The 23,094-nt window shown below is 68.0% G+C and carries 15 protein-coding genes and 1 tRNA gene; 9 read left to right on the forward strand and 7 right to left on the reverse strand.

The window, feature by feature from the left end:
* Positions 1-2: 2 nt before the first annotated feature.
* The 4 genes from CA237_RS10670 to CA237_RS10685 form a co-directional block, all read right to left on the reverse strand.
* On the reverse strand, positions 3-974 hold the full coding sequence (locus CA237_RS10670) for an HAD family hydrolase (protein WP_066693868.1): 972 nt from the start codon (positions 972-974) through the stop codon (positions 3-5).
* On the reverse strand, positions 974-3,022 hold the full coding sequence (locus CA237_RS10675; RefSeq protein WP_126014031.1) for a phospholipase C, phosphocholine-specific: 2,049 nt from the start codon (positions 3,020-3,022) through the stop codon (positions 974-976). Before CA237_RS10675 ends, CA237_RS10670 begins: the two co-directional genes overlap by 1 nt.
* Before the next feature lie 122 nt (positions 3,023-3,144).
* Positions 3,145-5,520 (reverse strand): TonB-dependent receptor, encoded by a 2,376-nt coding sequence (locus tag CA237_RS10680; protein WP_126014034.1) that lies wholly within the window; start codon positions 5,518-5,520, stop codon positions 3,145-3,147.
* A gap of 157 nt (positions 5,521-5,677) precedes the next feature.
* Positions 5,678-6,910 (reverse strand): DUF5690 family protein, encoded by a 1,233-nt coding sequence (locus tag CA237_RS10685; RefSeq protein ID WP_206432970.1) that lies wholly within the window; start codon positions 6,908-6,910, stop codon positions 5,678-5,680.
* A 122-nt stretch (positions 6,911-7,032) separates the two neighbouring features.
* On the opposite strand from CA237_RS10685, the gene CA237_RS10690 reads away from it, so the two are divergent.
* Positions 7,033-8,028, forward strand: coding sequence for a ligase-associated DNA damage response exonuclease (locus tag CA237_RS10690; RefSeq protein ID WP_126014036.1), 996 nt, complete (start codon positions 7,033-7,035; stop codon positions 8,026-8,028).
* 451 nt (positions 8,029-8,479) lie between these two features.
* Here CA237_RS10690 and CA237_RS10695 read toward each other — a convergent pair whose 3' ends face one another.
* Positions 8,480-9,181 carry a hypothetical protein gene (locus tag CA237_RS10695; RefSeq protein WP_126014038.1) on the reverse strand — a complete coding sequence of 234 codons (702 nt, stop codon included), beginning with the start codon at positions 9,179-9,181 and terminating at the stop codon, positions 8,480-8,482.
* A 275-nt stretch (positions 9,182-9,456) separates the two neighbouring features.
* Between CA237_RS10695 and CA237_RS10700 the strand changes: the two genes are divergently transcribed.
* The 5 genes from CA237_RS10700 (at position 9,457) to CA237_RS10720 (ending at position 14,052) form a co-directional block, all read left to right on the forward strand.
* Entirely contained in the window at positions 9,457-9,891 is a 435-nt protein-coding gene (locus CA237_RS10700; RefSeq protein WP_066693854.1) for a DUF3576 domain-containing protein, read from the forward strand.
* A gap of 10 nt (positions 9,892-9,901) precedes the next feature.
* On the forward strand, positions 9,902-12,397 hold the full coding sequence (leuS, locus tag CA237_RS10705; RefSeq protein WP_066693852.1) for a leucine--tRNA ligase: 2,496 nt from the start codon (positions 9,902-9,904) through the stop codon (positions 12,395-12,397).
* Entirely contained in the window at positions 12,394-12,879 is a 486-nt protein-coding gene (lptE, locus tag CA237_RS10710) for an LPS assembly lipoprotein LptE (protein ID WP_126014040.1), read from the forward strand. The genes leuS and lptE overlap by 4 nt, the downstream gene beginning before the upstream one ends.
* Entirely contained in the window at positions 12,876-13,880 is a 1,005-nt protein-coding gene (gene holA, locus CA237_RS10715) for a DNA polymerase III subunit delta (RefSeq protein ID WP_066693848.1), read from the forward strand. The genes lptE and holA overlap by 4 nt, the downstream gene beginning before the upstream one ends.
* A gap of 85 nt (positions 13,881-13,965) precedes the next feature.
* A tRNA-Leu gene (locus CA237_RS10720) sits at positions 13,966-14,052 on the forward strand.
* Between the two features lie 46 nt (positions 14,053-14,098).
* Here CA237_RS10720 and CA237_RS10725 read toward each other — a convergent pair.
* Both CA237_RS10725 and CA237_RS10730 read right to left on the reverse strand, forming a co-directional pair.
* Positions 14,099-15,625 (reverse strand): hypothetical protein, encoded by a 1,527-nt coding sequence (locus tag CA237_RS10725; RefSeq protein WP_126014042.1) that lies wholly within the window; start codon positions 15,623-15,625, stop codon positions 14,099-14,101.
* The gene (locus tag CA237_RS10730; protein ID WP_066693842.1) at positions 15,622-17,328 is read right to left on the reverse strand and encodes a molecular chaperone HscC; all 1,707 of its coding nucleotides are present in this window, start codon (positions 17,326-17,328) and stop codon (positions 15,622-15,624) included. The genes CA237_RS10725 and CA237_RS10730 overlap by 4 nt, the downstream gene beginning before the upstream one ends.
* A 149-nt stretch (positions 17,329-17,477) precedes the next feature.
* Between CA237_RS10730 and CA237_RS10735 the strand changes: the two genes are divergently transcribed.
* From CA237_RS10735 to CA237_RS10745, 3 genes are read left to right on the forward strand one after another with little or no spacing between them, the layout of a single operon-like run.
* Positions 17,478-20,216, forward strand: a complete 2,739-nt coding sequence (locus CA237_RS10735) for a TonB-dependent receptor (protein ID WP_066693840.1) — start codon at positions 17,478-17,480, stop codon at positions 20,214-20,216.
* 33 nt (positions 20,217-20,249) lie between these two features.
* Positions 20,250-22,067 (forward strand): methyl-accepting chemotaxis protein, encoded by a 1,818-nt coding sequence (locus tag CA237_RS10740; protein WP_066693837.1) that lies wholly within the window; start codon positions 20,250-20,252, stop codon positions 22,065-22,067.
* Positions 22,068-22,084: 17 nt separating this feature from the next.
* Entirely contained in the window at positions 22,085-23,083 is a 999-nt protein-coding gene (locus CA237_RS10745) for a DUF2332 family protein (protein WP_241215469.1), read from the forward strand.
* Positions 23,084-23,094: the final 11 nt, after the last annotated feature.

Consider the following 23,094-nt stretch of genomic DNA (forward strand, 5'->3'; position numbering starts at 1 on the left):
GGTCAGTCGACCGGCGCCAGCGCGCGCCGGTCGACATCGATCCAGCGGTCCTTGCCCTCGCCGCCGCGTGCGTCGCGCATGGCGCGCAACCGCCGGGTGGTCGGCGCGTCATGGTCCATCCACAGCCGCACGCCACCCGAATGAAACAGCATCGCCCAGTCGCTGCCGCTGTCGCCGGCGACCAGCATCGGGCGGCGGACCGGGTCGATACAGGCCATGATCGCGGCGACCTTGCCCTCCTGCCACGGGAGCGGGGTCCAGAGCGTCGTCATCGGCGTGAGCGCGGCGCGGGCGGACCAATAGCCGGGGCGGGCCGCCGTCCCCTGCGCAATGTCGCGCCGCGCGGTCGAGATCTGGCCGGCGGCATCGCGCAGCAGCATGGTCGTGCCGATCACCCGTTCGGGCGGGATCGACAGGCCGTAGCGCGGGTCGGACGCGACCATGCGCACGACCTCTTCCTGCGACGCGCTGACGATATAGACCGCGACGCCACGTGCCTTCAGCGCCGCGATCAGCGCGCGTTGTGCGGCATAGATGCGGGGGGCTTCGATCGTCTCGTCCACCTGTCGCCCGTCGCGGACATAGCGGACCGGAATGCCGCCACGATGGGCGAGGAGAGCATCGAAGCGCTGTTTCAGAACGCCCAGCGGTTGCCCGGCAAAGACCTGCGCGCTCCACGGCAGGCACAGCTTCGCATCGAAATCGCACAGCCGCCGATAATAACCGTAGAGGCTTTCGCCCGGATCGAGGGGCATGGGGCGCAACTCCGGCGGCAGGCGGTCGACCGACAGCCAGCCCTGCTGTTCGAAGAAGGCGATGCCCGCTTCCTCGATATCGCTGCTCCACAGCGTCCCGTCGGCGTCGAACACGGCATAGTCGCCGGGCCGGGCGGCGGCGACGGCGCGGTCGAGTTCGGCCTGGACCGGGGCGGGCCATGGCGTTGCGGCGGCGAACATCAGCGCGAACAGGAGCATTACGACAGGCTTTCGACAAAGGGATCGCTGACGCTCGCTTTTCCCGCACGGTCGTGGCGCCCGGTGATGCGGCGGCGCCACGCGGGATGGTCCGCATGGGTCAGCGTCAGGTCATACCAGCCGAGCGCCTGTTCGAGCGACCAGCGGTGGCGGCCCGTGCCAAGCGCTTCCTCGGTCGCGCCGCCGCCGGGGGTGAGGCGACGCAGGCGCAACCCGGTGCCCGGCGTGATGACGGCAAGGCCGGCGTCGCCGACCGTCCAGGCGACCGGCGGCACCGTGTCGCCCCGCGTGCCGACGAAATGGCGGTGGAAGCCGTTCGGCCCCAGCACCCACAGGTCGTACCGACCGTCCGCGTCGAACGGCCAATGCCCCTCGATCCGGCTGCCTGCCCCCACGACGTAGCGACGCGGCGGGTGGTCAAGCGCGTGCCGGTCGTAGACGTGGAACACGGCGCCCGCGCCATCGGCGGCGAAGCGCAGGGTCAGGCCGGTATCGGCGACGCGCTCGGTCGCCTCCAGGCGATAGGGCAGCGCGCGCGAGCGGCGGACGCCCGGTTCCTGCCATGGCGCGGCGGCGGGCGGGGCGGGGGGATCGACCTGTCCTTTCAGTGCGGCGGCGCGCCGCGCGTCCGCGCCCGGATCGGGCAGGCGCGGCGCGGCGGTGTCGCTTGCCGCAAAGTCGAACGCGCTGGTCAGGTCGCCGCAGATCGCCCGCCGCCACGGCGCGATATTGGGTTCGTGAAACCCGAAGCGCGTTTCGAGGAAGCGGATGACCGAGGTGTGGTCGAAGGTCTGCGAATTAACCCAGCCGCCCCGGCTCCACGGCGATACGACATAGAGCGGCACGCGCGGGCCGAGGCCATAGGGGCGACTGCGATACTCCGACAGGTCGATGTCCTTGTCGCCGATGCTCGGCATGTCGTGATAGGCGCCGGCCAGATCGACGGTCGATCCGCCGAGCAGCTTGCCGTCCGTCCCGCGCGACGGCGGGGCGGGGGGCGGAACGTGGTCGAAAAAGCCGTCATTCTCGTCGAACATCACCAGCAGCACGGTGCGCGCCCAGACCTTCGGGTCGGCGGTCAGCGCGTCGAGGATGCTTGCGACATAGTCCGCGCCCTGTGCCGGGCTGGAGGGGCCGGGATGTTCGGACCCGGCGGCGGTGGCGATGACATAGGACACTTGTGGCAGGTGGCCGGCGAGCACGTCGGCCTTCAACTGCTCGGGGCCACGCGTGGTCAGCGCCCGGTCCTTCAGCTCAGCATCGCCGCGCCCGGCATGCGCCTCGCGAAACGCCGCGAAGCCGGCCAGCGGATTGTCGGTGAAGTTATCCGCCATGTCCTGATAGATGCGCCAGTCGATGCCGGCCGCCTGCATCCGCTCGACCGTGGTGGTCCAGCGATAGGGATCGGGGGCGCCGCCCTGATCGACGAAATTGTCGTGCGAATTGCCGATCGCCGGGCCGCCATGGGTGCCGGCGGGGTCGTTGGTGCCGGTCCACAGCACCAGCCGGTTGGTGTTGGTCCCGGTCTGCGTCGCGCAATGATAGGCGTCGCAGATCGTGAACGCCTCGGCCAGCGCGAACTGGAAGGGGATGTCGGCGCGGGCGTAATGCCCCATCGCGCGCGGGTGCTTGGCCTCGGGCCAATGCGCCATGCGGCCTTGGTCCCATGCCCGCTGTGCATCGGGCCAGGCGTGCGGCGTGCCCTCCATCCGCATCAGTTCGAACTGACGGCGGGTATCGAGATGGAAGGGGCTGGTGACGCGCGGACCGCCCGGCGCGGTGCGGTCGCTCTGTTGCCAGACAGTGCCGCCGGGCGTCGGGATCGGGAAGCGGTCGCCGAACCCGCGCACCCCGCGCAACGTGCCGAAATAATGGTCGAAGCCGCGATTTTCCTGGCACAAGATCACGACATGCTGGACGTCGGCGATGGTGCCCGTGCGCCGGTCGGGCGCGATCGCGGCGGCACGGGCGATCGACGCGGGCAACGCCGCCGCCCCGACAAGAGCGGCACCGGTGGACAGGAGGGTGCGGCGTGACAGGTCGACCATAAGGGTACTCGATAGCTTGTCGTCGTCCCCGTGCAGGCGGGGACCCATGGACGCTGACGTAGCGGCGCAATGCGAAACGTCGGCGGCAACGGATCCCCGCCTGCGCGGGGATGACCGGTAGGTCAGAAGTCGAACGTCAGCGCCGCCGTGACCGTGCGCGGCGTGCCGAGGAACGCCGACCCGCCGTCCGCGCCGGCCAGGTAGCGCCGGTCGGCAAGGTTGGTCGCCTGCACCGTCAGCGACATGCCCTTCATCACCGCATTGACCTCGCCCAGGTCGATGCCGGCATAGGCGTCGACCGTGGTGAAGCTGGGCGCGGTCGCATCGCCGTCGCTGCCGATGAAGCGGTCGCCGACGAACTTGGCGGCTGCGCCGACCTTGAACACGCCGCGGGCATAGTCGGCCGCCGCGACCCACATGTTGCGGGGGCTATTGATGACCTGCCGCCCCGGCGTCACGCCGATATCGGCGTCCTGCGCGGCATTGCCGGTGCCGATATAGGTCGCGTGGTTGTAGGTATAGTTGCCCGACAGGGTCAGCCCCTGCGTCACCCGGTACGCAAGCGCCGCCTCGATCCCGCGGCTCTTGATCCCGCCGACGTTCAGATAGACGCTGTCCTGCTCCTCCAGATAATCGATGCCGGTGACGAGGTTCGCCGAGATCGACTGGATGCGGTTGTTGAACTTGATGTCATAGGCGGTCAACGACGCCTTGACCCGCGGCGTCGAATAGCGCGCGCCGATTTCGATGTTGTTCGCGGTTTCGGGCTTGATGCGGGCGATCACCTCGCGCGGTTCGCCGAGCGGCCCGTTGCCGATCGCGGCGAAGTTCTGCGAATAGCCGGCGAACGCCTCCAGCCCGTCGATCGGCGCATGATAGACGATGCCGGTCGAGATCAGCGGGCGGCTGTTCGAATTCAGCTCGGTCACGGCACGGCCGTTCAGCAATTCGGCGCGCCGCTGGTCGAGGAAGAACTGCTTCACCCCGAACCGCGCGGTGAGCGGGCCATAGGTCACCGCGTCCTCGACATAATACATGATCTCGTCGAGGTCGTAGTCGGTGCTGAACTGCTGGTAATAGGGCTTGCCGTCGAACGCCGGGCCGACCAGCGCGTTGGTGATCTTGTGCCAGTCGCGCAGCTGGTTGGCACGGCCGCGTTCCCACCACAGGCCGCCGCGCAGCGTGTTCTGGAACGCGCCGAAATCATGCGTCCACGCCGCATCGGCGGTCAGGCCGCCACGGTCGTTTTCATAATGGGTGTGGCGGTACGACATGACCGGGGTCGACCCTACCGCGTAGCAGCGGGGCGCATAGACCGCCGGGATCGCCGCCGTGCCGGTGCAGCCGGTGAGGAAGGTCGCCTTCGCACCGGTCGGGTCCACGAAATAATAGCGGCCGAGATTGCCGCCGCCGATCACGGTCGGCTGGCTGCCGGTGAACTCGCTTTCCGGGTTGCCGGCGCCGTCGTTGCGGACATCGACCAGATAGGGCGGTGCGAAATCGCCGCGCCCGCGCATGCGGTGATAATAGCCCGCACCCGACAGCTTCACTTCGCCCAGATCGGTCTCGCCACGCAGATAGGTGAAGAAATTGCGGCGCAGCGCGCGCGAGGTCGAGCGATAGCCCTGGTCGATGTACGGAATGCCGGTCCAGTTGTCGGTATAGGCATCGTGGTTCGGATCGTTGGCGAACATTTCGGGGCTGACCGACCCGAATTCCGCTTCGTCGGCATCGTCATAGCTGACCCAGCCGGTCAGCTTCACCCGGTCGATATGGCTCACGATCTTCGCATCGACATGATCGCGGCGCGTCTCGCCCGATCCGCCGATCCAGTCCTTCACCCGGCTGGTCGAGGCGCTGACAAAGGCGCGGGTGTCGCCGGCGAACTGGCCGGTATCGACCCGGCCATAAATCTTGCGCGCGCCGAAATCGCCGCCGGCCAGCGTGAAGCGATAGCGGGTGTCGCGCGTCGGGTCGGTGGTGACATAGTCGAGCGTGGCGCCCAGCGCCTCGTTCGAGCGCGACGAGATGTCGGCGGTGCCCTGCGACACGGTCACCGTCTTCAGGTTCAGCACGTCGAGATAGCGGTTGGCCCGCGATCCGCCACCATAGCCCGAACCGCCATTGGGCAGGCCGTCGATGGTCGAGCCGATCTGCTGGCCGCCGCCGCCCGAGCTGAAGCCGCGGATGCTGATCGAGGTCGCCCAGTCGGACGAACCGAACGCGTCGCCTTCCGCCACGAACACGCCGGGCAGTTCCTTGATGACGTCGTTGACGCTGGTCAGGGCCGACTGGCGGTCGAGCATCGGCTCGGTCACCTGCGTGTTGGCGAAGGTCGTCGCGCGGCCGGTCACGACGATCTCGCCGCCGCTGCGTGCCTCGTCCTGCGTGCCCCCCGACACTTCGGCCGTCGCCGCATCGGCCGGAGCCGTCTGCGCATGGGCGTGCGTCGTCCCCGCCGCGATCGCCAGGATCGCCGCACCCGTGATGAACTTCATGATGTCTCCCTTGGCGGGCGTGCCGCCTTGTCCCGGCCGTTGTCCGACCCCGGACGCGCCTTTGGCGGGAATTGATGACGCGTGTGTGACATTTGATGATATTTGCGGAGTAACGTGAATAATTGGCGGAGTGATCTGTCACATCAACGCAATATCATCATTTGTGCAGCGAAAATCGTCGCCAGAACCACAGACCCGACACGGTCGCCCCGCCGCCCAGCATCAGGGCGGTCGTCAGCGTCGCGCTGGTGAAGAAACCGAGCCACGGCGCGCGATTGTCGGCCAACTCACGCAACAGCATCAGCGCGACGCTGCCGGCATAGCCGAACGAATCGGCGAGATAGATCAGGAAGCCGGCATTGCCCGGCGACTTGCCCAGCGCCATCATCCGGTCGAACAGCACCGCGCTGAACGGGGCATAGGCGCTGTAGATGCCGATGCCGATCCACACCGTCCACGCGACCGGCCCGATCCAGCCGAGCCGGAACAGGAGCGTCGCGCCGCCCAGTGCCAGCGCGCCGAACAGGATCGCGCCATGGATCGCCAGCAGCGCGCGCAGATTGCTGCGGATCGTCGCCAGCATCGCCATGCCGATCAGCACCACGATCGTTACCGGCACTTCGGTGATCGAAAACATCGCCGCCGGCGCGCCGTTGCCGAGATCGCCCCAGATTTCGGCGGCGAAATTGTCGCGAAAGTCGCGCAGGCCGGTCAGCAGCGTATAGCCGAGGATCAGCAGCGCAAGCGGCAGGGCGTGCGCGCGGACATAGGCGCGGCGTGCCGGGCCATCCATCGCCACGCGCGTCCCGCGCGCCGCACGATCGGCGGCATCGGGCGGCGGGGTCCGCGCCAGCACCGCCAGCGCGGCGACGAGGACCGGCGCGAACACCAGCCCCGTCACTGCCGGCATCCAGAAGGGTGACAGCCCGTGCTGGACGAGCAGCGCTCCCGCCGTCCGGGTCGCGCCCGACGACAGGATGAAGCTGGCGGTCAGCATCGCCGCCAGCATTTCCGACACGCGCCGCCCCTCCAGATAGCGAAAGACGAGGCCCCAGATCATGCCGAGCGGCAGGCCGTTGAGGAACAGGCATAGCGGCCCGGCCCAGGCGGGTAGCAGCGCAAAGCCCAGCAGCGCGAGCCACGCCGCACCGATCAGCGACAGGATCAGCCGCGCCCGCCGGTCGGCGCGGTGCTCGGCGACCACCTTCACCCCGACCATCTTCGACAGGGCATAGCCGACCGCCTGCGCCAGGATCAGCGTCGCCTTGTAATCCAGCAACTGCCACAGCGGCGCCTGATCGGCGAAGGCGACCGCCATGACCGGTTTGCGAAAGGCGTACATCGCGAAATAGACGCAGAACGCGGCCAGCCCCGCCGCGAACAGGGGCACACGGGAAGGGGCTGGCGTCGACAAGCTGCTGACAATCGCTACGAAACAGCTGCGCTCCTAGGGCACGGATATGTCGGTTCGATGACCTTGGCACTGGCGTCCCCACGCCCCATGTCGACCCCATGGCCCTTGCCCGATGGATCACCCCGCATCCCAGCGGCATTCACCTGCCCGCGATCGACGTCTGGATCGATCCGTCGGAACCGGTCGAACGTGCGCTCGTCACCCATGGCCATGCCGATCATGCGCGTGGCGGGCATGGACAGGTCTGGGCGACGCCGGAGACGCTGGCGATCATGGCGACGCGCTATGGCCCGCAAAACGGGGTGCCGATCGCCTATGGCGAGAGCATCCGCATGGGCGACTACGACATATCCTTCGTGCCCGCCGGTCATGTGCTGGGATCGGCGCAGATCGTGCTCGACCATGGTGGCGAACGCGTCGTCGTGTCGGGCGATTACAAGCGCCGGCCCGATCCGACCTGTGCGCCGTTCCAGCCGGTGCCGTGCGACGTCTTCGTGACCGAGGCGACCTTCGGCCTGCCGGTCTTCCGCCATCCCGAAACCCGCGACGAGATCGACAAGCTGCTGGCGGCGCTCCGCATGGAGCCGGAGCGTTGCGTGCTGGTCGGCGCCTATGCGCTGGGCAAGGCGCAGCGGGTGATCGCCGAGGCACGGGCGATGGGGTTCGACGACCCGATCTACCTCCACGGTGCAATGCAGCGGCTTTGCGACCTCTATGTCGAACTGGGCGTCGATCTGGGCGAACTTCGTCCGGTCGCGAGCGCTTCCAAGGCGGAGTTGCAGGGCCGCATCATCGTCGCACCGCCTTCCGCTTTGGGCGACCGCTGGTCGCGGCGGCTGCCCGACCCGATCACCGCGATGGCCAGCGGCTGGATGCGGGTTCGCCAACGCGCCCGGCAGCGCGGCGTCGAACTGCCGCTGATCCTGTCCGACCATGCCGACTGGGACGAACTGACGGAGACCCTGACCGAAATCGCGCCGAAGGAGGTGTGGGTAACCCACGGCCGCGAGGACGCGCTGGTCCATTGGTGCATGACCCGCCAGATCAAGGCCCGCGCGCTCGACCTAGTCGGCTTCGAGGACGAGGATGATTGAGGGGGCGGGGCAGCGGTTGGGGCCGTCGCTTAGGTTCCCGGCGGATCGCCTCAGACGTTCGGACAGGATGGATCAGCGTGCGGCAGCCACGATGACGCCCTTACGCGCCTGATGGGACTTAGACCGGTCACCCCACCGTCACCCCGGACTTGATCCGGGGTCCCGCTTCTTCTTCTCCGGTCGACGGAAGGCGAGCCCCCGGCTCAAGGTCGGGCTGCCGGGCAGGCGGATGTCGCGCCATCAGCCATTTCGAAATCTTACGAAAGAACGGCCGGTCGACCGGAAATCAACCGAACCACGCCCCCACATCCGGGGCGCGGCTAACTACGATGCCCGTACCGCGCCTATCGACCAGCATCAGCATCTACGAACAGCCGACCCGCAAAACGGCCCGCTTCGATCACCACTTACGGAAAGCTCGCTCCGGCAACGCCCGAAACGCCGTCCCGCCTCAGAACCGGAACGCCGTCCCCACATAGATCGCCTGCCCCTCGCGGCGATCCGGCGACACGCGCAGCATCCGCTCGCGGTCGGTGCGGCTGCGCATGCCCGCGGTCACGTCGAGGTTGCGGGTCAGCTTCAACGATCCGCCGCCATCGAGCGAATAGCCCGAGGTGTCGGTGATCATCTTCGGCTGGTCGGTCAGCGCATGGTCGACCGTCAGCGGCGCGCGCGTGCCGAACTTGCGCGCCGAATAGCCCATGCCGACGGGATCGCGGCTGCCCGGCTGGGTGCCGAGATCGAGTCGGGTCAGGTCGCCGATCGCGGCCAGCCGCTTGCCGCCGACCGATCCGCCCAGATTATAGGTGACGGGGTTCAGCGCCAGCGTCGGCGTGACGGCGGCGACACGGTCGGTCGGGCGTTCCGCCTGCATGGTCGCGCTGCGGACCGCGGCCTTGATCGCACGGCTGCCGATGACGGCGCCTTCGGACGGCGTGAACTGGAACCCGGTCGGGTTCAGCGCGGTGCGCGACAGCGCAGCGGCGAGTCGCGGGTCGGCCGAGGCCGGCGTGAACGAGCCGAAGCCCGCCAGCGGCATGCGGTCGAGATCGAGCTTCTTGAGGACACGCGGCGCGCGCTGTTCCTGCGCGAACAAGGCAGGCGACGCACCAAGCCCGGCGGCGATCATCGCCCCCAGTCCAATGCCAGCCAAGATCCTGCCACCCGTCATGTCAAACCTCACTCCCCGCTAATCGCGATATCATGATTCGGTTTCCCGTATCCACCGCCTCCGGTCGCTTTCCCGGCTAGTGTTGCATCGAACACACATATTTGTCCGACCAAAGCGGTGGCGGGCTGGAACGGGGCGTCGGCGGGCCGATTGCACACCCTTGCCGGTGCGGATCACCAACCCGCTTGCCGCGTCCGCGCCACCTCCTATAGAAGCGGGCCGAACTGCCATATTGGCCTGTAGTCAAGGAACCGCCGATGAACCGCCCGCTGCTGATCGCGTTGCTGGCAACGCTTGCCCTGCCGATGGCCGCGTGCAGTGGCGGCAAGGGCCGCGTCGCGGGCGACCTTGCCGCATCGAAGGTCACGACGATCGGCGTGAACAGCTATCTGTGGCGCGCTAGCCTCGACACGCTGTCGTTCATGCCGATGGCGCAGACCGACTCGAACGGCGGCGTCATCGTCACCGATTGGTACGTCAATCCGGCGGTGCCGACCGAACGCACGAAGGTGACGGTCACGATCCTCGACCAGGACCTGCGTGCCGACGCGCTGCGCGTGGCGCAGATCCGCCAGGTGAACCAGGGCGGCCAGTGGGTCGAGGCGCCGGTGACGGCCGCCACGGTGCAGAAGCTGGAAGATATCATCCTGACCCGTGCGCGCGACCTGCGCCGCGGGGCCATCACGGGCTGATCCGACGACCATGACTCCGCGTTTTTCGCCGGCCGAGGCCGATGCCCGCTGGCAGGCGGCATGGGATTCGGCGCAAACTTTCGTCGCCGACGACCACTCGCCCAAGCCCAAACGCTATGTGCTGGAGATGTTCCCGTACCCCTCGGGACGCATCCATATGGGGCACGTTCGCAACTATACGATGGGCGACGTGCTGGCGCGCTTCCTGCGGATGACCGGCCATGAGGTCCTGCACCCGATGGGGTGGGACGCGTTCGGCATGCCCGCCGAAAATGCGGCGATGGAAAAGAAGGTCCATCCCGGTGAGTGGACCTATGCCAATATCGCGGCGATGAAGGCGCAGCTGAAGCGGCTGGGCCTCGCCTTCGACTGGTTGCGTGAGTTCGCCACCTGCGATCCCGACTATTACGGCCACGAACAGGCGCTGTTCCTCGAACTGCTCAAGGGCGGGCTGGTCTATCGCAAGGAGTCGGCGGTCAACTGGGACCCGGTCGACATGACCGTACTGGCCAACGAACAGGTGATTGATGGGCGCGGCTGGCGCTCGGGCGCGCTGGTCGAGAAGCGCAAGCTCAGCCAGTGGTTCCTGAAGATCACCGATTTCGCCGACGACCTGCTCGCCGGCCTCGGCACGCTCGATCAATGGCCCGACAAGGTCCGGCTGATGCAGGAAAACTGGATCGGCAAGTCGGAAGGGCTGCAATTCTCCTTCGCGCCGGTCGCGCCGTTCGATCAGCGGATCGAGGTCTATTCGACCCGTCCCGACACGATCTTCGGCGCCAGCTTCGTCGCGATCGCCGCCGATCACCCGATCGCGCGGGCGCTGGCCGACGCCAAGCCGGACGCCGCCGCGTTCATCGAGCTGTGCAAGCAGGGTGGGACCACCGCGGCCGAGCTGGAAACCGCGGAAAAGCTGGGCTTCGACACCGGCTACCGGATGCAGCATCCGTTCGCTGCGGGCGTCGAACTGCCGGTCTATATCGCGAATTTCGTGCTGATGGACTACGGCACCGGCGCGGTGATGGGCGTGCCGGCGCATGACCAGCGCGACCTCGACTTCGCGCGCAAATATGGCCTCGACGTCCGTCGCGTCGTGGCTGACGGCGACCTGACCGATCCGGTATTCGATGGCAGCGAAGCCTATACCGGCCCCGGCCGCCTCGTGAACTCCGACTTCCTGAACGACATGGACGTCGCCGCTGCCAAGCGCGCGGTGATCGACCGCGCCGAAGCCGGCGGTTGGGGCAAGGGCACGACCGTGTGGCGCCTGCGCGACTGGGGGGTGAGCCGCCAGCGTTACTGGGGCACGCCGATCCCGATCGTGCATTGCGGCGCATGCGGCGTGGTGCCGGTTCCGACCGACCAACTGCCGGTCAAGCTGCCCGAGGACGTGTCGTTCGACATCCCCGGCAACCCGCTCGACCGCCATCCGACCTGGAAGCATGTCGATTGTCCGTCGTGCGGTGCACCGGCGCGGCGGGAGACCGACACGCTCGACACCTTCGTCGATTCGTCCTGGTATTTCATCCGCTTCGCCAGCCAGCCCGACGACAAGCCGTTCGATCGGGCGGTCGCCGAAAGCTGGCTGCCGGTCGACCAGTATATCGGCGGGGTCGAGCATGCGATCCTCCACCTGCTCTACGCACGCTTCTGGACCCGCGCGCTCAACCATGTCGGGCTGATCGACCTGAAGGAGCCGTTCGCCGGCCTGTTCACGCAGGGCATGGTGACGCACGAGACGTACAAGTCGGCGGACGGCCGCTGGCTTGCGCCGTCCGAAGTGACCGACGGTATCGAAACCGCGACCGGTGATGCGATCACCATCGGCCGCGTCGAAAAAATGTCGAAGTCGAAGAAGAATACGGTCGATCCCGAACCGATTCTCGATCGCTACGGCGCCGATGCCGCGCGCTGGTTCATGCTGTCCGACAGCCCGCCCGAACGCGACCTGCCGTGGAGCGAAGCGGGGATCGAAGGCGCCGAACGCTTCGTCAAGCGCGTGTGGAAGCTGGTCGCGAATCACACGGCCGGCGGCACCAGCCCGGAGGCGCTGACCCGCGCTGTCCATCGCACGATCGCCGGCGTCGCGGACGACATCACTGCGCTCCAGTTCAACAAGGCGGTGGCGAAACTCTATACGCTGCTGGGCGAGGCGGAGAAGGCGAAGGGCATGTCGGACGCTGACATGGACGCGCTGCTGCTGCTGGTCAGCCCGATGATCCCGCATCTGGCGGAAGAGGCCTGGTCGCAGCTTGGCCGCCCCGGGCTGATCGCCGATGCCGCCTGGCCGCTGGTCGATGCGGCGATGCTGGTCGAGGCGGAATCGACCATCGCGGTGCAGGTCAACGGCAAGCTGCGCGACACCATCGTGCTGGCCAAGGGTGCGCCCAAGGAAGACGCCGAGGCCGCTGCCCTTGCGAGCGAGAAGATCGTCCGCGCGCTGGAGGGCAAGGCGCCGCGCAAGGTCATCGTCGTGCCCGACCGTCTCGTGAACATCGTCGCATGATCCGCGCCGCCGTCCTCGCTGCCGCGTTCCTATTGGGTGGCTGCGGCCTGCGCCCGCTCTATGCCGGGGGCGAGGGCGGGGTGGTGCGCCAGACGCTATCAGGCGTCGAGGTCGCGCCGATCGCCGGGCAGAATGGCTGGCTGGTCGCCAATGCGCTGCGCGACCGGCTGCGCGCCGAAGGGCCGGCGCGCTACCGGCTGGAGATCAAGCTGGACGATGACATCACCGGTCTGGGCGTGCGGCGCGACGATTCGATCACGCGCGAACGGCGGACGCTGCGCGCGCGCTATCAGCTGATCGACCTGTCGAACGGCGCTGTGACGCTCGACGCGACGGCGGGGTCGGATGCCGGGATCGACGTGGTGCGGTCCGAATATGCGACCATCGCGGCGGAACGCTCGGCGCTCGAACGGCTGTCGGTGATCGTCGCGGACCAGATCGTGACGCGGATCGCGCTGAACCTGCCCAAGAACGGCTCGTGAAACTCCGGCCCGAGCAGGTCGCGGCCAAGCTCGACCGGCCCGGCCCCGATATCCGGCTCTACCTGTTCCACGGTCCCGACACGGCCGGCGCGCTGGCGCTGGCCGCGCGACTGGCGAAGGGCGTGGGCGAAGGGGCCGAGCGGGTCGATATGGACGGCGCGATGCTGAAAGGGCGCCCCGGCCTGCTCGCCGACGAATCCGCGTCGATGTCTCTGTTCGGCGATGCCCGCTTTATCCGCGTGACCGGCATGGGCGAGGAATCGGTCGAGGCGGTGACGCTGCTGCTCGCCGCCGAACGTGCCGGCAATCCGGTCGCCGCCATCGCGCCGACGATCAAGGGCACGTCGAAACTGGTGAAGCTGGTCACCGCGTCGCTCAACGCGGTTGCCGTCGCCTGCTACGTGCCCGATGCGGCGCAGGCGGCGAAGCTGGCGGTGGCGATGGCGCGCGACCATGGGTTGCGCCTGCTGGGTGACGTGCCCGACCGGCTGGCGGCGGTGACGGCGGGCGACCGCGCGGTGCTGGCCAGCGAGATCGAGAAGCTGGCACTCTATCTCGACGCGTCGCCCGAACGGCCGCGCGATGCCGATGGTGAGGCGTTCGACGCGATCGGCGCGTCGATCGCCGATGCGGAGATGAACGGCATCGTCAGCGCGATGATCGCGGGCGATGCAGCCGCGGCCGCGCTGCCCGAAATGCCCGGCGGACCGATCCCGCTGTTGCGCGGCGTCGCCCGGCGGCTGTTGTCGCTCGCCGAAATGCGCGCCGAAATCGATGACGGCGAAAGCGTCGACCGCGTGATGGAGCGCCACCGCGTGTTCTTCAAGGAACAGGCCGCCACCGCGCAGGCGCTGCGCCGCTGGGACGCGCCGCGCCTCGCCCGCGCTCTGGAACGGGTGCGCGATGCGGAGCGTGCGGCGCTGTCGGGCAGCGGGCTGGGCGAAGTGATGACCGCTGCCGAAGCGATCGCCATCGCCCGCGCGGCGGCGCGTGGGCGATAATGCATAAAAGCATTTGCACGACCGCAAACGCGCTGCTAGGGGCACGCTCCTGCCAGCCAAGGGGGCGACCCCAAGGTGTTCACGTGCGGTCGTGGCGGAACTGGTAGACGCGCAACGTTGAGGTCGTTGTGGCCGAAAGGCCGTGGAAGTTCGAGTCTTCTCGACCGCACCATTTCCCGTTCCGTGATCGGAACGGGGCTATCTTGAAATCGGTATCTTTACTGCAACTGGGTTTGCTGCTGTTTCACCACCAACGGCTGCAGATTGCGTAGCAATTCCATCCCCATGCCGTTCTGTGCCGCAAGGCCCGCCTCGCGCAGCGCGATCTCCAGCGTACAGCGCGCGGCCATATCCTTGTCGTCGCGCAACACCTCCCGAACCCGGGACACCGGCCATCCGGTCCGCTTCGCGACATCGTCGATGATCGCACCGGGTACGGTGAACCGCTGTTCGCCATTCGGCGACGGATAGTTGTTGGTATGCAGGATCACCTCGCGCAGCAGCGCGCGCTGTTCCTCGCGCAGCGGTTCGGGCAGCGGGGCGGGGTCGACCGCGACAGTGGCGGACGGGCAGGCGGCGGGCGACCGCTGTTGCAGGATGCGCATCGCGGCGAGGTCGAACCGGGTGAGCCGCACCAGCAGGTCGTCGGGCAGCTGGCTCATGCCCGCTCGCAACCGCTTGTCGGTCAGCTTGCCGATGATCGCGCTGTTGGTGACCGGCTCGCCACTGCCACCTTCCGCCGGTTTGGCGTTGGCGACTTCGAAAACGATATCGACCGCCAGACCGGGATTGATCTTCTGCAACTCGGCCAGGTCCCTGCCGGTCAAGGTCTGCGCGATATAGTTTGCATCCGGCTCACGGGAGGGCTGCGACCACCAACTCATGCCGATCCGCGCCGCGACGACGATCAGGATCAGCGCGATCCACACCCGCAGCGAAATGCGCGGATTGTCCTTCGGCGGCGTGCGGCACTGGGCGACCCTGTCCGGGTCCAGCCACTGTTCGGCGGCGGGATAGCGTTCGCGAATGACCTGCAGCAGTTCGCCCGTCCGTGGATCGTGATTGAACCATTTGAACGACGCGTCCCGCTCACCCGACAGGCGTTGCCAGGCTTTGTGGAACCGATGGTCGGGCTGCGACACCAGATGCCCGAATCGCGTCGCGCCGATCCGTTCGACGATGGCGTGCGCTTCTGCCGACAGGGCGTAGTCGTTCCGCCGCTCGATCCAGCCGAACACCGCCGCCGCCGGTTCGAGCAGCGGGTCGGAGCGCGGGATGCTGGCCGCCAGCGTTTCCGCGAACCAGCGTTCGGCACCCGTCGCGAAATCCAGGTTTTCAAGCCGCGGATCGGCCAGCAGTGCGCAGCCGTGACGGTCGATTTCCGCCAGTTCCTCTGCGGTGGGTGCCGCATCGTGGCCGGGGAAGAGCAAGGCCTCGAGCGCGTGGAAATGCGCGTTCATCGCCTCGGCCAGTGCGTCGACTTCCGCCTCCGGCTCTTGCTCCAGCGTGAACTCGGTCATGGGGGCGAGCGGAGCGTCGGGGAGATCGACGGCCGCTATGTCCATGTCCGCCACTGGGTCGGCCACCTGTGCCAGCGCAGCGTCGCGAGCGTCGCGCAGTGCCTCGAACGCGTCGGGGTCGGCATCGACGTCCATCGCCTTCAGCCGCGCGGCATAGGCGCGGCGGATTGCGCCGCGATCGCTGGTCGGATCGCAGTCGAGCGTGGCCCAGATGCCGCGCCTCACAAGAACCGCTCGCCTTCGATCTGGTCGAGCGCCGCGCCGAACGCCGCCCGCGCCTGTGCGATCATCCGTTCGTCCTGTGTCGCCAGCGCGCTTTCGAACTGGCCGAGCATATGGCCGATCGCCGCGCGGGTATCGCCCAGAAACGCCTCATAGGCGCGCCGGGCACGCGCCAGCAGCGCGGCGTTGACCGCATCGTCGCGCGGATGGACCTTGAGCGCCGCCAGCGCCGCGCGGCGCTTTTCCAGCTCGACGGGATCGGGCGCGTCCTCGTCGTCGACGATCACCAGATTGCGGGTCATGCCCGTTTCCGGCACCGCAATATCGACCTCCAGCAGCCCCGAACTGTCATAGCTGAAGCGGCATTCGATCGAAACGGTGCCGGCGGCGCGGGGCGGCACAGGGACGGTGACCTCGCCCAGCTTGACGTTGCCCGACACCTCGCGCGCTTCGCCCTGATAGATGCCGAAGTTCACCTTGCGCTGCTGGTCGACGACGGTCGAAAAGCTCGACACGCGGCTGATCGGCACCGCCGAATTGCGTTCGATGATCGGCGAGAACAATCCGTTGCGAAAGCCGCCGCGCCCGTCCGGCTCGCTGGTGTCGACGCCCAGCGTGAACGGACAGACATCGGTCAGGCGGATTTCGTCCAGCCCGGCATCGCGCGCCAGCAGCCCGGCCTGCACCGCCGCACCCATCGCGACGGCATGGTCGGGATGCACCGTGGCCGCGGGAAAGCGGCCGAACATCCGGGTGACGGCCCGGCGCACGACCGGCATCCGCGTGGCGCCGCCGACCAGCACCACCTCCGACAAGGTGGCGGCGACGATGCCGCTGTCGCGCAGCGAGCGCAGCACCGGTTCGCGAATCCGCGCCAGCAGCCCGGCGGCATGCTCCTCGAACGCAGCGGCGGTGACCGGGGCGGTCAGCGCCGTGTCGTCCACCGTTACCGTCAGTTCCGCCTCGTCCGCTTCGCTGAGCGCCCGCCGGCACCGCTCCGCCGCCTGCGCCAGCAGCGCCGCCGAACGGTCGGGCGGCAGCTTGCCCAGCACGCCATCGGGGTCGAGCACCGGGCGGGCGAGATCGATCAGGCAGTCGTTGAAATCGTCGCCGCCCAGCCGGTTGTCGCCGGCCGATGCCCGCACCTCGATCACCCCGTCGAACATCTCGACGATGGATACGTCGAACGTGCCCCCGCCCAGGTCGAAGACGAGGAACGGTTCGCGGTCGCCGCGGTCGGCAATGCCATAGGCGAGCGCGGCGGCGGTCGGTTCGTTGATCAGGCGTTTGATCGGCAGCCCGGCCAGATCGCCGGCGCGCCGTGTCGCCTTGCGCTGGCGATCGTTGAAGTAGGCGGGTACGGTCACGACCGCGCCGGTCACCGTTTCGCCGGTGAACGCCTCGGCATCGCGCTTCAGGCTGGCGAGGACCAGTGCCGACAGTGCCTCCGAATCGAAGTCGCGCTTCGCCAGCCGTGCGGTTTCACGGGTACCGATTCGGCGCTTGAAACTGGTGACGGTCCGGTCGGGATGCGTCGCCATCCGGTCGCGCGCGGCGCGCCCGACCAGTACGGCATCGTCGTCGCCGATGCTGACCGCCGACGGCGTCAGAAACTCGCCCAGCGCATTGGGAACCATCACGGGCTGGTCGCCCTGCCACACGGCACAGGCGCTGTTGGTGGTGCCAAGGTCGATGCCGACGATCATGTCCCGCCTCTTGTCGTTTCGCGATCGATGTAACGTGTGGTGTGCCGGTGGCAACGCCCGATGGGAATCGCGGCGTTAACCAACTGGTATCCTCCTGTCCCGTAAGGATTCATGCTGAGGACGATGGGTCCGGGGGGGGGACACGTAAAATGCGTAAAAGCGGGATATTGCTGGCGGCGACCGCATGTGTGACCGTGGCGATGCCGGTGTCGGCGCAGGGCCTGCGCGGTGTCGTGCCGTCGGCCGGGGACAAGACCGACGGCAAGCCAGCCGAGGAACAGTCCGCCAACACCGCCGATATCGTGGTGACCGCGACCCGCCGGTCGCAGCGCCTGTCCAACGTGCCGATCGCGGTCAGCGCCTACAGCACCGCCGCGCTGCAAAATTCGGGCGCGACCGACATCCGCCAGATGGCGCAGCTGTCGCCGTCGCTGATCGTATCGTCGACCGGATCGGAAGCGAACGCGACCGCCCGCCTGCGCGGCATCGGCACGGTCGGCGACAATCCCGGCCTCGAAAGCTCGGTCGCGGTGTTCATCGACGGCGTCTATCGCAGCCGCACCGGTTCGGGCCTGAACGACCTGGGCGAAGTCGAGCGGATCGAGGTACTGCGCGGGCCGCAGGGCACGCTGTCGGGTCGTAACTCCTCGGCCGGCGCGATCAGCATCTACACCAAATATCCCTCGTTCGATTTCGGCGGCTATGGCGAGGCGACGTACGGCAATTTCAACGCGGTCCGCCTGGCGGGCGCGCTGACCGGCCCGATCGTCAAGGACAAGCTGGCGTTCCGCGTCGATGGCGTGTTCGGCAAGCGCGACGGCTTCTACCGCGATGTCGTCAACGACACCGATTACAACGACCGCAACCGCTATTTCGTGCGCGGGCAGCTGTTCTTCAAACCGGTCGACAATTTCTCGGTCCGGCTGATCGGCGACTATACCTATCGCGACGAGAAATGCTGCGGCGCGGTCTATCTGAACACGCAAGAAAAGCTCGATCCGACGCCGGGCGTCGAAGGCGACTATGTTCCCGCCGCGCAGAACCGCATCGTCGCCATCATGCGCAGCCTCGGCGCCGTGCTGCCGAGCGACGGCGATCCGTACAACCGCCAGATCGCCAATACGCGCGGTCGTGCCTATTCGAACGTGACCAAGGATTATGGCGGCTCGGCCCGCATCGGCTGGACCTTCTCCAACCTGCAGCTGATCTCCATCACCGCCTATCGCGAATATAAGGCGGGCGGTGCGGCCGATGTCGATTACGGCAGCCTCGACATCGCCTATCGCCCCGATGACGGCAACGCCTATCGCGAGTTCCGCACCTTTACCCAGGAAACGCGGCTGAGCGGCGGGCTGTTCGGCAACCGGCTCGACTGGATGGTCGGCGGCTATTACGCCCATGAAAAGCTGGAGGTCGCCGACAATCTGCGCTTCGGCGCCGATTTCGGTGCCTTTGCCGCCTGCCGGGTGGTCGCGACGATCAACCCGCTCGCTGCCCTGCGCGCGCCGCGGGCATCGGGGTGCCTCAGCGCGGTCGGACGTGCCGCGCTGACCCCGGCGGTCGGGCCGACGGTCATCGGCGGCATCGACCGGCTGTCGACGTTGAATGACCTGGGCAGCATCCGCGACCTGTATGACCAGACCAGCAGCAACTATGCGTTCTTCACCCACAATATCTTCAAGGTGACCGATACGCTCAGCCTGACCGGCGGTCTGCGCTATACCCATGAATCCAAGCAGCTGGACGCCAGCTTCGTGAACAACAACACCGTCTGCCCGGCGCAGCAGGCGGCACTCGGGCCGTTGCTCGGCAGCAGCAACGCGACGCTGCGGTCGCTGGCGGTGGGCATCATCACGCTGACCTGCACCGGCAATTCCACCGCCGCGCTGACCGGCGTGCCGATCCGTGATTCGCTGACCGAGGGGCAGGTGACCGGGACGACCGTGCTGTCGTGGAAGCCGGCGCCCAGCACGCTGCTCTATGCGTCCTATGCGCGCGGCTACAAGGCGGGCGGCTATAATCTCGACCGGTCGGACCTGTCGGCAACCGTGTTCGCGACGCCGACCGCCGCCAGCGCGTCCAACCTGCGCTTCGACCCGGAAACGGTGCAGGCGTTCGAAGTCGGCGTGAAATACAGCTCGGCGAAGTTCACCGCGAACCTCGCCGCCTTCCATTCGGCGTTCCGCAATTTCCAGCTGAACACCTTCAACGGCACGAACTTTATCGTGCAGAATATCAGCGCCTGCGCGGACTCGCTGGGCGGTGCGGATCGCGACAATGATCCGAACACCGGCCGCTGCACCGGAAAGGTCGGCGCGGGTGTCGTGACGCAGGGCTTCGAACTGGAAGCCGGTGCCTATCCCGCGCCCGACCTCGCCTTCAACATCGGCTATACCTATGCCCATACCCAATATCGCCGGAACCTGGTGGGCAGCGAATCGGGCGAGCCGCTGAACAACGCGCTGTTCCTGTTGCCGGGCAACCAGATGTCGAACGCACCGCGCCACACCATCACCAATTCGGCGGTGTGGACCCCGGCGGTCGGCCGTAACCTGACCGCGCTGTTCTATGTCGATAGCCGCCTGTCGAGCGACTATAACACCGGGTCCGACCTGTTCGCCGAAAAGGAACAGGACGGCTTCTTCCTGATGAACGCCCGTATCGGCCTGCGTGGTCCGGAGCAGCGCTGGGCGATCGAGTTCTGGGGTCAGAACATCCTCGACACCGATTATCAGCAGGTCGCCTTCTCCGCCCCGTTCCAGGGATCGGGCAGCGTGTCGCAGGTGACGCGCTTCGGGTCGCCGGCCTTTGCGGCCGGCAATGCGATCACCTCTTCCTACCTCGCCGAACCGCGCACCTACGGCATCACGCTGCGGTCGCGGTTCTGACATGATCGTCCTGCTGCAAACGGAACGTTCCCGATGAAGATACCCCGCAAGCTCGGCCTGTCGTTCCTTGCGATCAATGCGTCGGCGGCGGTCGTGATGCTGGTGTTCCTCGCCAGCATCCTGATGATCGCGCGCACGACCGAGCGGAACAACCACAGCCAGGACGTCTATGCGAAGGCATTGACGCTGGAGACCGCGATCCTGAGGCAGAACAGCCAGTTTCGCGGCTTCCTGGTCACTGGTGATACCAGCTACCTCAAATCCTATGAGGAGGGGCGCACCGAGTTCGACGCGACGGCGGTCGAGCTGGCGAGCATGCTGACGGTCCCGTCGGAACAGGCCCAGCTGGCCGAAGCACGGCGCGAGACGCTGGCGTGGCGGCGCAACTGGGGCGACCGGCTGATCGCCAAGGTCAAGGCCGGCGACCGCGAGGGCGCGCAGCAGGAAGTGCGCGACGCCGGGCAGAAGGTGCTGGTCAGCAAGATCGCGCTGCCGCTGCGCGCGCTGCGCGCGACCGAGACCGAGGCGATGGCGGCCCATGCCGACGATCAGAGCGGCGCGATCCGCATGGCGCTGATCGCGCTGGTCATCGGCGGCATCGCGCTGATCGCGATCGCCGTCGCGCTGGCGATGCTGCTCAGCCGCCAGATCGCCCGGCCGATCACCGTCCTGACCCAGGCGATGGGCGACCTCGCCGCCGGTCGGCACGATATCGATGTCGGGGCGGCCGGCCGCACCGACGAACTGGGCGACATGGCGCGTGCGGTGCTGGTGTTCCGCGACGCGGCGGTCGCGAAGATCGCCGACGATCGCGACCGGGAAGCGGCGATGACCGCGATCGGCGGCGGCCTGCGCAGCCTGTCGCAGGCCGACCTGACCGCGCGACTGGCCGATGTGCCGGCGGCGTTCCGCGCGCTGTCCGACGATTTCAATCTGGCGACGGCCAGCCTGAACCAGGTGCTGGGCGACGTGCGCGGCAGCGTCGATTCGATCAAGCTCAACTCCGGCGAGATCGCGCAGGCGGCCAGCGACCTGGCCGAACGGACCGAGCGCGAGGCGGCGGCGTTGCAGGAATCGTCCTCGGCGCTGGACGAGGTGACGCGCTCGATCCGCGAAGGGGCGGTCGCGGCGATCGACGCCAGCAGCGCGATGGCCGATACCCGCGGCGAGGCGGAGCGCGGCGACGCGGTCGTGCGACAGGCGATCGCGGCGATGCACGGCATCGAACAGGCAAGCGACGAGATCGCGCAGATCATCACCCTGATCGACGGGATCGCGTTCCAGACCAATTTGCTGGCGCTGAACGCCGGGATCGAGGCGGCCCGCGCGGGCGAGGCGGGCAAGGGCTTTGCCGTCGTCGCGTCCGAAGTCCGCGCGCTGGCGCAGCGTTCGGCCGATGCCGCGACCGAGGTGAAGGAAAAGGTGAAGGCCGCATCGACCCATGTCGGCGCGGGCGTCGAGCTGGTCGAACAGACCGGCGAGGCGCTGGCGCGGATCATCGAGCGGGTGGCCGGTGTCGGCGGGTCGATCGACGCGATCGCGCGCCAGTCTGACCATCAGGCGACCAGCCTCGGCCAGATCAACGTCGCCATCGCCGAAATGGACGCGATGACGCAGCAGAATGCGGCGATGGTCGAACAGACCTCCGCCGCCTCGCGGCAGCTGGTCGCGGAGGCGGAAGCATTAGCCGCGTCAGTCGCGACCTTCGCGATCGATGCGCCCGACGCCGCCGCGCCGCGCGCGGCGACGAACGTGACGCCGCTGCAGCCCAAGCGCTCGCCACGCCGCTGGGTTACCCCGCCCGAGCCGGCACCGCTCAAGGTCGCCAATGACGACTGGGACGCGTTCTGATCGTCATGGCAGGTCCCTTGGCCCGGCAGGCGGAGGTCGTGCGTGCGCTCGGCTCCGGCTTCGTCGCGGCGATCCTCGAGGCAGGCGAGCGCCAGCTGCATCGCGCGCCGCTGACCGCGCGGCTGATCGACGGCTGGCCGGGCGATCCGGCCGCCGATGCCTTGGCGATGCGCTTCAACGGCGCGCTGAACGCGCTGGCGCGACGCGGCGACCGTCCGGCGCTGTCGACGCTCTATGCCGATCGGGCCGGCGCGTTCGATGCGGTGGTCGGCGAGGTGCTGGCCGATGCGGACGCCTTCATCGCCGACTGGATGCGCGAGCCGCCACAGACCAACGAGGTCGCCCGCAGCGCGGCGATCATGGCGGCGCTGATGACCCTGCGGGCCGAGGTCGACCTGCCGGTCGAACTGCTCGAACTGGGGGCCAGCGCCGGGCTCAACCTCAATCTCGGTCGCTATCAGTTCAATTTGGGCGGGGTGCAGATCGGCGATCCCATGTCGCCGGTGCGTATCGCGCCCGAGTGGCGCGGCCCGCCGCCGTCGGCGCGTCCGGTCGAGATCGTCGGCGCGCGCGGCGTCGATCTGCGGCCGCTGTCGGTCACCGATCCCGCGGCACAGGAGCGGCTGATGGCCTATGTCTGGGCCGACCAGCCCGACCGCGCGGAGCGGCTGCATCACGCGCTGGCCATCGCCCATGCCCATCCGCCGATGCTCTCGCGTGGCGACATCGCCGACTGGCTGCCGCGCGAACTGGCCCGGTCCGCGCCGCCGGGCGTGTGCCGCGTGGTCGTCCACGCCATGTCGCAGCAATATTGGGGAGCGGCCACCCGCGCGACGGTCGCGGCCGCGCTGGCCGATGCCGATATCCCGATCGCCCGCATCGGTTTCGAATGGACCGACGCGCGCGACGCCGTGCACCTGACGCTCACCACCTATCCCGACGCGCGGGCCCGGCATCTGGCGACTTGCCACGCCTATGGCCACTGGATCGACTGGCATGGAGCCGCCGCCGCCTGACCGGCGGCGCC

The organism is Sphingomonas sp. ABOLH (assembly GCF_003951715.1).
GTDB lineage: Bacteria > Pseudomonadota > Alphaproteobacteria > Sphingomonadales > Sphingomonadaceae > Sphingomonas > Sphingomonas hankookensis_A.